Genomic DNA, 11,450 nt, shown 5'->3' with positions numbered 1-11,450 from the left:
TGATTAAAAGGTCGTGCTCAAACGCATCAGGGTGGTCGTAATTGGTTTTTTCACGTACCGCCATTTCCAAGTGATCCTGATTGCGATAATAAGCATCTTCAGAAATAAATGAAATCTGATCTGGGCCGAGTTCCTGCGCCAATTCTTCAAATATTGTGGCGGTTAATAATGTTTTACCCGACGCAGATGCGCCGGTAATTGCTAATATTGTGGTGTTCAAAAGACGATTCTCTCGTTATTTGCTAGGACGTAATTGTAAAAATAGCTTTTTGGCAATATCCGTATTGTCCTGTTGGCCAACAAACATATCTTTGTTTACTCCACTTGCAAAAACTTGTACGTCTTCGGCAGAGTGTCCGCTTGTTGTCCAGCCTGTAAAGGTCGTATCGTTAATGATACTTTTGACGACTTTCTGCATTTTAGCTTGTTTTAACGGACTATTCAGCGCTTCTTTTATATTATTGATCTGATTTTCATCAATCTCTAAGCCAACAAGGTCGTTCCAAATAGCAGCTATTTGTTCTTTATTTGTTGATTTATCAAGACTTAATAGAGATTTGAAAATGGTTTCTAAAGAGCTTTTTATTTGTTTTACTTTTTCTGGTTTCCAATCATAAGTACCATTAGAACCAATACTTAAACCACCAGTTGAATGATCAGCGGTGATGATTAGCAATGTATCACCATGTTTTTGAGTAAATTTGTGCGCATATTCAATTGCTTTGGCGAAGTCATTCATTTCACCCATAGTGCAGGCAATGTCATTTGCATGAGAGCACCAATCAATTTGGCTGCCTTCAATAAGTGCAAAGAATCCCTTAGGGTTATTTTCTTTTTCTAATAGCGTTAGTGCTGTTTGTGTCATTGCTTCGACACGGTTAGGTAAGGCTTTGTTGTCAACTGCAAACGGCAGTCCTACTGGTGCAAAAAGACCAATAGCTGGTAATGACTTGATCTTATCTAGGTTATTTATAGAATCGGTATAACTATAACCTGCAGCTTTAAGTTCTGCGATTAAGTCTCTGTCTTCTCGTTTAAAATATTTTGTACCACCGCCTAGCATCAGGTCGGCTTTGATTTTTCCATTAATTCGTTCGTCAACGTACGCATCAGCTATCGCATTGTAGTTTTTACGTGATTCATTGTGAGCCATAAAGCTTGCTGGCGTGGCATGGTTTATTTGCGAAGAAGCAACGATAGCTGTGGTTTTGCCGAGCTTTTTAGCAAGTTCAAGCAAAGTTTCTACAGGTTGCTTGTTGGCATCAACACCAATCGCACCATTGTAAGATTTAATACCTGAGCTTAACGCGGTAGCAGACGCAGCAGAGTCTGTAACGTACGTATTGTCATCTGGGTAGGTTGATGCAGTGCCTACTAATAATTCATCAAAAATAGTTGTTTCAACTGCTTTTGTCGACTTGTCATCAGCGTAATAGCGATAGGCCGTTGTTTGAGCAACGCCCATGCCATCTCCAATCATAAAGATGATGTTTTTAGCTGGTTGATGGGCAAATGTGGAAGCTGATAATAATGATAAAGCGAACGCGCCACATGTGCTTAATATCTTTGATGAACGTATTTTCAAGGTGGTCTCCTATTTTAACCTTGGTAAAACGAAAAAATGCCCGCCTATTATAATAGGCAGGCATCTATTTTTACTACTAACTATTTAAATTAGAAGCTGTAACGAACACCAACTTTCATGCTCCAGCTAGAACGCTCTGGATCGAAGTCGTCATAGTTGTTTAAGTTTCTGCCACCGTATGGGTTGCGCAGTTGGTATTGACCTTGGTCGTTTGTTTCAAAGTCAAACAAGATTGATTGTGGGAAACGTTTGTCGTAGATTTTACCCCAATCTTCGTTTAAGAAGTTCGCAAAGTTGTCAATGATGAAGTACAACTCACCTTTATGGCCTTCAGTAAAACCAGGTAGCTCCTGAGTGATTGCTAAGTCCATGTTAGTCTGCCAAGGCTGGTTAGCAACGTACTTAGGTACTACGCCACCTGCATAACCTGTTAGGCCTGCTTCTTCCATTACTGCTAATGTTTCTTCGTAGCTTACACGTGAGAAGTCAAACGCCGCATCATTAGGACCTGATGGAAGTCTTGGAAGGTAAGTATCCGCTTTGTAGAAGCGAGATTGGTCACCTAAATCACGATCTTCATGGAACCCTAGAGTGTAAGAGAATGGACGGCCAGACTTACGCTCGTAGAATAGGTTGAATGATGTTTCGTAACCTTCGAAGAACTCTGTGTCATAACCTAAGTTAAGAACAAAGCGATGTTCAACTTCGTAGTATGCACGACCCATTTCAGGAGTGTTACGGTTAGTTGTCACTTCGTACTGGAAGTTAGAAGTTGCAGTTGAACTTGTACCAGGATTAACTTCATCAACGTTTTGGTTTGTGTACGACATATTTAGGTTAACGCCATTATCAAACTTCTTGTTTAACGCTGTTGTGAAGATACGGCTTGTGCCACCATCGTCGATATTAACCATTTGTAGGTCATAACGGTCAGTATTGTCCCAACGGTTGTCCCAAACAATACGTTCGCCATCAGCTAAACGCTTGCCATTGTCAACACGTGCCTCGTCAATCCAGTATTGGTAGTTTTCACGTTCTACATAAGTAAATTCTGTAAACCACTGGAAGTTATCGCCAATTCCTGGGATATCGAACGTGTAGTCCGCTGAAACTTGGTAACGCCAATCAGATGGGGCTTCGAAATCTTTTGCGATTGTATTTGTATTACCGTCTCCAGAAACTAAAGAGTTTTGAAGTACGCCAGGTACTCTATCAAACACTACGTTATTTGGATTACTTATTGCTCTTTCCTTTGCATCACTTGGTGCTGCAACTAGAGTTACACCATCATTTGTGTATGCGTTTGATACCCAAACTAGAGGCATACCACCAGCGAAGCGACCGACGCCACCACGAACTGTTAAGTCGTCGTTTACTGTCCACTCAACACCGATACGTGGTAAGAAAATATCTAAACCATCTAAATTTTCTTGGTTGTCTACGCCATATTCAGCAAGGTAGTTTTGGTTAAGTGTTGGCTTACCATCAACTGTTAATCGCTCATAGCGAACACCTGCAGTAACAACAACATCGTCAGTCAATTCAGTATTCACTTCACCATATAATGCGATCTGTGTCGTATCAACTGAGTAAGCTAAGTCATTCATGTCGTTGGTAAACGCATTATCATAGCTTACCGAGCTTGGAGCTTTATTTTCAAAGTCTTCAATTGAATCAAATGACCAAGTACCTGCTGCGTGACGAGCATATAGGTTGAAGTTTTCTACGTTGTCGATTTCTAAACCAAACTTGTATTCGTAATCGTCAACTAAGTAAAGACCGTGGAAACCAAATGATAATGTTTCGTTACGTAAAACGTTGCCGTGACGGTTTTGGTCCTGACCTGCAACTATGCTGCCACCGCCAGTACGTACAGAAATTTCACCAAGGTTCGATGAAGTGTTTGATGCCTGCTCGTAGTCTTTATAAGCAATGTTTAATTCAGTTGAGAAGTCAGCATTCCAGTCAGAGAAAACGTGACCAGTAACGATAAACGTATCAGAATCTTGTGACCAAGCGTTTGATGCAAGGTTAACAGTTCTATCGCTGTCAGTGTAATTGCGAGCTGCAGCGTTTTCTTGTGAGCTGATTGTTAAGTCAGCACGGTGATCATCGCTAATGTTCCAGTCTAGTTTAACTAGAAGCTTTTTGTCGCTATCTGGCGCAGGAGCTGAACCGAAATCGTCAGATATACCATAAGTACCAGATAATGCATTTAGCACTTGTTGTACTTCTTGAGTAGAAACGTTGTGACCTTCAAGGGTACGTGGGTTGTAAGTAGAGATTACGTCTTTTTCCCACTCTTCGTATGAAGCAAAGAAGAATAATTCGTCTTGGATTAATGCGCCACCTAAGTGAGCACCAAATGTTGTTTCATTGTTTTCTAAGTCTTCTTTTGTGTATTCAACTGTCTCGTATTCTTGAGACCAGCTGTCGAAGTTCTTTTCGTCTGTTACGCCACCGTTAAATGGAACAGTTTCAAAGAATACGCCACCAGAGAAGTCGTTAGTACCAGATTTTGTAACTACGTTTACAACACCACCGGAGAACTTAGATGCACGAGCATTAAATGGTGCATATTCGATGCTAACTTGGTCAACTGCGTTTAGAGAAACAGGTGGACGTTGAGCTGGGTAACCGTTTGAGTTTAGACCAAACGTATCGTTTACGCCTACACCGTCAACAGTTAGTGAGTTGTATTTAGGGTTTGAACCAGCAACTGATAATTGAGTACCAGACGCATCAACAACCGCTAGTGGGTTAGCACGAACGATGTCTTTTAAGTCACGGCTAACTGTTGCCGCTTTACGAATGTCATCAGCTGTGAATACAGAGCTAGAACCTGAGTTCGCAAAGTAATCAGCAGAACCTGTAACAACAATCTTTTCCATGCTGCTGCTAGTTGCAAGCTTAGCTGATAGGTCAAGAGTGTCGTTTAGTTCAAGGTAAACGTTTTCGTAAACTTTTGCTTCATAACCGTCAGAAGTGATCATGATGTTGTATGGACCACCAACACGTAAACCACGTGCACGGTATTCGCCAGACTCGTTTACGTTAACTTCTTTAACAGTACCTGAAGGTAAGTGAATAAGCGTGATTTTTGCGTCAGTAACCGATTGGCCTGCAACAGTTTCAATCTTACCACGAACCGCTGTAGAAGTTTCTGCAGCTTGAACGTTTGCTACGCCTAATGCTGCAGTAATTGCTAAGCATAGTGCGCTGCGTTTGATGACATTTTTCATTGTCTTTTCCTGGTTGTTTTTTAAGTTAAATTTAAATTGTTAAAGTTGTTTAAATTATTGTAATTATTTTTAAATCTTTTTAGGTAATTCAACCGCGTTAAAACCCGCTTTTGCTTGCGGATCGAAAATCGCGTTCAAAACCCCTGCAAGACGCACACCGGCTTTTAATAATTGGCCTTTTGCGGTTGGCATGTGCTGGTAGACATAGTTATAACTAAAGTCACCGTCTTTAATATCGTACACATCATGGCGAAGTTCAAAAGACTCGCCAACCCAATCGCGGATTTGTGTGCTGAGCATATTAGACACTTCTTTTGTTTCATTTGTGTTAATGAATTTTGCAAATTCGGTAAATGATAAATTTTGGTTTTCAATCAAGTGCGTATCCCACAATGAGTGAAGGTTCATGTCACGGCCAAAGAATTTTACTTTAATAGTGTTGCCGCCTTTGTCTTCTGCACGACCTACGTGCAAAGGCATATGTAAATCACCAATTAGGTGCGTAAGAAAGCGGAGGTAAAACTCTTTTTGTTGAGAGGAGGCATCAGGAGTGCGAAGAACGTCGATCGACTTGCGGATGGCGGTGTAAATGTCTTTAACTTCACCGTCATAATTGTCAGGTTTAAAATCGTCCATCGTGTTCAGGCTGATATAATGCCATTTGCCACGTTTGCGCCATGCTTTATCTGGCGAAGAACGCATTTCGTCTGCCCAAGTTGTTACTTCAGGCAATAAGTCTCCGCTGAGTAAACCCAGAACCGCTCTTTTTGTCGTTGGCGTTAGGTGCCATTCCGCAATTTGACCTACAACGCGATGACCATTTTGGCCATATGCGTTTACATTGGTTGAGACCGTCAAAAGCAAAATGGATATTATGAGACCAATCAGCGGAGACTTATAAAGCTTCATTATTTAATTTCCAACATTCGTTTGTCGTTATTTGTATTGATGGGAGGCAATTAATTTGGACTACCATCTAGGAACGATGCGTATTATCCATAGATTTCACAACGCAGGAAGTAATTGTGGGGATTCATAATTACATATTAATATTTGTTTAAAAACAGTGGTTTATAATTAATAAGTAAAATTACTTAAAACAATAAGTAAATAAAGATAGAATAAATTATCCGCATTAAGATGTGGCTTAGGAGATTTTTTATAATGCACGTGTTTTTTGCAAAACTGCACAACAGTTGGTTGGTGACATTATTGATGTTGCTTTGCATTTTTGTTTGGGGATTGGGTCAACTTCACGAAGAAACGGAAGTGGTTGCTTTGCCACCGGTTATTGACCCTACTACAGAATGTCAGACATTATCGCAAAGCAATGTTCGCTCGTTTGTTATATATAGTGGCGGTGAAACCAATTCGAGGTTGCTTAATAGTATTGTTTGCAAGAATGATGTCGTTAATCGACAGTTCGGTACCGTATCCTCATTTTGGGGCGTAAGCGATGCGAATACAATTAGTATGTTAGGAAACGGTAAAGCGGACTTAGCGTTAGTTAAAGAAAATATTATGTCAGCGCTGAAAGCAGAACTTACTCACGGATACCGAAAAGTCGCCTTTTACCCAAACTATCAATCTTATCTTATCGCTCTTACCGAAAAGCCCCAACTAACAAAAGAATATCTACTAGATAAAACCATTGGATTAGTTGTTTATCCGACGAGTAGAAGTGGCCACATTTTACCTAAAAAATTATTGACTCAGCTCGGTTTGTCGCTGTCTAAAATGGATATAGTTTATGCGAGCTCTCACGGTGAATTAAGAGAGCTGTTAATTTCTGGTAAGGTCGATATCATTGCGTCGTTTTGGAAAGAAGAAGACGCGAAACAGTTTTCAAAAAACTATGCAGTCAGCATTGCTGATAGCGTTTCTGGTACAGCTTGGTACTTGAAGCTTGCTAGGCAAAACGATGATTTGTTCTGTGCAGCGAGACAGTTTTTAGCCGAGTTTGCATCTCAGCAGTCTTCAAGTTATTACAAAAGCCTGCAACTAGTCCCGGCTGCGTATTGCTCCGACGATGAGTTAACGACTCAGTATAGTGCTAGAGGGATACAATGAATCGGTTAAACGAATTAAAAGAAGTCGTCGACAAAAAGACATTAAAAGTACTATCAGGCTTTTTTATTAGCCTGTTTGTCCTTCATATAGTTTATTCCTTTAGTGTTATGAAGGTTCATGAGAAGTATCTGGAAAAAGTGAAAACTCAAGTCGTTAAACGAGTCGCTTTGGACTTACCGACCATACCCCTCGATAGAGATTGGATTAATGAAGTAGGCAATCAGGAAGAAGTTCACGCTTATGTTACTGGACTAAACAAGTCAATGGCCGCTCAAGGTTGGCCCTACAGTGTTAAGCAAATCACTAATTACCAACCCAATGACAATGAGTTCTATGAAGTGCTGACCACAGTTGGCCAAGACGTATACGTTGTGTTTGAGGCCAATGAAGGGTTGGATTGGCATGGTTTTACTTTTCTTAATTTATTGTTGGCGGCGGGATTTGCTGCGGTGATTTATCTAAGACAAAATGCCAAGGCCGCAATAACGATTGTTCCTGATGAAATCATAAACAGCCCATTGTTATTAACAATCGATCTCAAGAACAAAGTGTTGGTTAACCCTAAAACAAACAAAACAACTGAACTTTCTAATAAACCGCTTTGTTTCTATAGCGCACTCGTCGACTATTGTTTAGCGAACCCAGACTGCAAATTAAGCTCAAATAAGCCGTTACCTGAAGAGTTTTTGTTGTTGGCGCAAAAATATTTCTATCGCCTCATAGAGTTAGGTCATACGATTCGTAAAAGGCCTAACTTTGAGAATAATTTAGATAAGACGTTAAGTGAAATTAGAGCCGGACTAGAAGACGTTCTCGAGTCTGACATTTTGGCCAAAGAGATATTAGTCCCACCAAAAGCAATTGGTGAGGGATCCCGCTCTAAAGTTCATAGCTTTTGCTTAACTAAGTTAAAACAAGAGGTTATAGAAATAACTGGCAAATAATTACAAAAAGTAACAAAACATTTTCAAAATAACCTCAATAGAAACTTTGCTATTGGGGTTTTTGTTTATATTATTGGTAAGATTTTATATTGGACAGTACACAGGGAGACGTGGATGATAATAAATCAAATAAATTCTACGCTCCTTACATTAAATAAAGATTGATAAAGGAGCTTATATGAATATCAAATCTTTACTTCAACTACTGGCGGTCTCAAGTGCTTTGACACTAACTGCCTGTGGCGGCGGCGGAGGTGACTCCGGTGGAAATGGCGGCAACGGCGGAAATGGTGGTGGCACAGGCACCACGCAACCGGACTCAGACAACGACGGCACGCCAGACAACCAAGATGACTTTCCTAATGACCCGAATGAGCAAAAAGACTCAGATGGTGACGGTGTCGGCGACAATGCTGACTGTGCACCAAATGATGCCAGCATTGCTAATCTTAATTCAGAGGGTGAATGCGCTGCAGAGCCTACTTCTGGAAATGGTGGCTCGAACGGAAACACAGGTTCAGTCAAATTTAACCTTTCAGGTGCGGTAACGGTTGTTACAACAGAGAAGCCTGCGACAAAAGCTGATGACTCTGGCTTCTCTGGTAAAGTTGAAGCGATGAGCAATGGTCGTAAGCTTAACACCTTTGTTTTCCACGACGATTCTTCAAAAGTTTCTAAAAAGTCAAAGTTTGCAGACTTGATGGCTAGCGGCATGACAAAAGAAGCTGCGGCGCAGGCAGCTGAATCTTCATCTTCCAATTTATTCATCATCGATGAAAATGGTGACTTGCAATTTGCCGTAGACTCAGATTACGACGTAAAAATTTCTTATTCTGTCGTTTGGCAAGAGAAGGTTGTTACTCCTGCTGATGAAAACGACGCGCTGTCTGAAGAAACGGTAGAGTATAAAGATTGGTTGTTTTTTGCGGTTGACGACTATGACATATATTACAGTGCGAGGTTTATGTATGCCGCTGGTGAGTGTGGCATCTTTAAAGTTGATGTTGCGACAGGCGATTGGTCATGTGTCGAGAAAAATATGCTGGCTACATCAATTGACGAATCTTATCGTAAGAGTATGAGTGACCAAAAACGTAAACCTCTCCAAATTGATGAAAATGGCAATGTATTATTCATCGCTCAAGAAATCGAGTTTGATCCACAAACTAACGAAAATGGTGATGTTGACTGGGTGAACGTCGACTATGTAACAGCACCTGGAACAAACAGTGTTACGAAACGACTTAGAAAAGTTAGTACAGAGGGGGAAGGCAAATACCTGACTCCAGATAACCTTTATCTAACGTCATTTATGTCATTGCCAAACGATACCGTTACGTATGTTGCTAGTGACATTCTTGGTAATGGTGGAACATCGTTACGTCTTGTTAAGAATGTGTCTGGTGATAGCCCTGAAACTTTTGAGCTGGAAGATTCCATACCATGGGGTGACTTCTTCTTTGCAAAAGACGATGGCAATACACTTATTTATTCTGAAGGTTACTATTCGCAGAAAGGTATCCAGTTCGTTCAACCTGTAGTTGATGGTGCAGGTCGTTATATTTTAGAACTTGATACAGCTTTGTTCTCTGATAACGATTGGAACATAGCGCCAAGGCGAGTCATCCTGGGTGATGATGGTTCTATGTACGGCCTGTTTGTCGAAGAGCGATATCTTGAAACGACAAGCTCTTGGTTATACGTAGCTAAACTTAAGCGTATGTTGCCTTATAGTGAAGCGACCTACGTAGAGTTTATCATTGGTGATGAATTTGGGGACTTTTGGACTTATTTTGACAACGGTTTCCGAGATATTCAAATCGCTAAAGGCTTTGCTTATTACATTGAAGATCAGGAGGACCCTGTTAGAGGGGGCCGTTCAGTTATCCGTGCAGTTCGTTTAGCAGATGGAAAACGTGTGGACATTCTAGAGGATGAAGATTGGGTTCAGCGTTACGAAATCTATAACTGGAAAGTATCTGGTGATGATTTAGTCTTTACTGGATTTGATAAATCTTCAAGCCAGTCAGTTTCTGGACGTATAAGCCTAATTGCAATGAAACAAGGTTTGTCAGAAGATGAATTCTTAAATATCACTGCAACAGCGTCAGTGCTGAACGACTCTGGTCGTATTGAAGACATGACTGTGCTTCGTGGTGGTCAAGCGGGTGATATCTTTACCGGTAATACCCCTAAAGTGGTCAAATACTTCACTAATCAAGAGAACTTAAATACGGCAAGTATTGAGTTTTCTAAATACATGAATCATGAGTCTATTGAAGCTGGTACAAAAGTAGAGTCTGTAACAATAGATGAAGCTGGTACTGAAGTGACAACAGAAGTGCCACTAACTATGAAATTATGGTTAAACCGCACTATGCACATGATTTTTGATACCGACTTAGAAAGTATTGATCCAAATACCGGTCAACGAAATATAACGACAGACCCTCTGGCAGAAGCAACTCCTTATCGTATTACTCTCTCAGAAGATGCAACGGACATTGAAGGCTTCCAGTTGATTTCGGGTGGTTCTAGCTTAGTTTGGGATTGGACCACGGTTCCAGCAGAAGGATGGTACAACACCTTTATTGGCGCGTTGGACAATGTAACAGACGGTAACATTGGTAAATATGCACAAGGTGAGTTCCAACAAGAGCAGAGCATTGATTTAGCTACTATGGGTTATCCACTTAATGTGAAAGTTGAATATTCAACACAATCTGCAGCTAAGTTCAGAACTGAATTCAAGTTGTCTGATTCACATGAGGTTGATTGGAACAATGTAACGAGTAACCCGACAGACGCATCTGATAGCAGTGTAGTTTGGGAATACCAAGATGATTTTGAAGTAACACGCGATTTGACTCACGCAATTAAACGTCATTGGTTTAATGATCCTAACTGGTATGCAATTTATCAAGAAGATAAAAGCACAATAAAAGCATATGCAGTTACTAAGGCTGAGGGTGACGCGACGACAGATCATCAATACTTTGTTGATTTCTCAGACTCAGCGGCTGTGAACTATGTACGAGTACCAGATCACGTTAAAGCGAGTAATGGCGTTCTTTACGCGGACCGTTGGGTTTATCAAAATGACGGTACAGGCCAATATACTTTAACCGAAATTGGCGCAGACCCATTAAACCCAGTTTCAAACGGCGAGGTTCTCGTTGAATCTCCTGACTTTTACACTGACGCTAGCTCAGGTGTTAAGTTTTACTGGCAAGAGGTAGACGGTGTTTGGGATTGGTATGATGACAATGGGAATGTGATCGACTGGAACAATAGTTACGACTATACGGGTCAAGGCTGGGAATATGAGTCAGGTGTTCGTGCTGAAATCGACAGAAATCTCACTTATATCAGTGGCTATTTTGTAGAAGAAACTACCGGTGAATTAGCCGAAGTGAATTTTAATAATACAATTTGGCAAGGTGGTTTTTACGCATCTGATTTAAACGATGATGGCCTTATTGACTTGGCTGGTTTATGTTCATTCCCTCGCACTGACGAAGTATCGGAATGTGACTATGAAAGCTTTGCGGGTGCTGAAGCTGGTGAAAACTACGAGTTTGCTGGTCAAACTTGGACATGGACACCAGT

General features: G+C 40.8%; 6 protein-coding genes and 1 pseudogene. 3 read left to right on the top strand and 4 right to left on the bottom strand.

Translation table 11 applies throughout. The features are described 5' to 3' along the window. The 4 genes and pseudogenes from AC4E96_RS05900 to AC4E96_RS05885 form a co-directional block, all read right to left on the bottom strand. Nucleotides 1-220: pseudogene (locus AC4E96_RS05900) on the bottom strand (uridine kinase); the annotation flags it as partial. 15 nt (nt 221-235) lie between these two features. Further along, a complete protein-coding gene (locus tag AC4E96_RS05895) occupies nt 236-1,585 on the bottom strand; it encodes an alkaline phosphatase (protein ID WP_490255179.1) in 1,350 nt (449 codons plus the stop codon). 89 nt (nt 1,586-1,674) lie between these two features. Next, a complete protein-coding gene (locus AC4E96_RS05890) occupies nt 1,675-4,827 on the bottom strand; it encodes a TonB-dependent receptor (RefSeq protein WP_490255178.1) in 3,153 nt (1,050 codons plus the stop codon). Between the two features lie 69 nt (nt 4,828-4,896). Next, nucleotides 4,897-5,736, bottom strand: coding sequence for a S1/P1 nuclease (locus AC4E96_RS05885; RefSeq protein ID WP_488034188.1), 840 nt, complete (start codon nt 5,734-5,736; stop codon nt 4,897-4,899). Between the two features lie 255 nt (nt 5,737-5,991). Between AC4E96_RS05885 and AC4E96_RS05880 the strand changes: the two genes are divergently transcribed. From AC4E96_RS05880 to AC4E96_RS05870, 3 genes are all read left to right on the top strand, one after another. Beyond that, a complete protein-coding gene (locus tag AC4E96_RS05880) occupies nt 5,992-6,897 on the top strand; it encodes a PhnD/SsuA/transferrin family substrate-binding protein (protein ID WP_488034187.1) in 906 nt (301 codons plus the stop codon). Then, a complete protein-coding gene (locus tag AC4E96_RS05875) occupies nt 6,894-7,841 on the top strand; it encodes a hypothetical protein (RefSeq protein ID WP_488034186.1) in 948 nt (315 codons plus the stop codon). The genes AC4E96_RS05880 and AC4E96_RS05875 overlap by 4 nt, the downstream gene beginning before the upstream one ends. Before the next feature lie 178 nt (nt 7,842-8,019). Further along, nucleotides 8,020-11,450 (top strand): hypothetical protein (locus AC4E96_RS05870; RefSeq protein ID WP_490255177.1); only part of this gene is annotated, 3,431 nt, incomplete at its 3' end.

This window comes from Psychrosphaera sp., assembly GCF_982872775.1.
The sequence above is the reverse complement of the archived record's forward strand: the minus strand, read 5'-3'. Positions and strand labels throughout refer to the sequence as shown.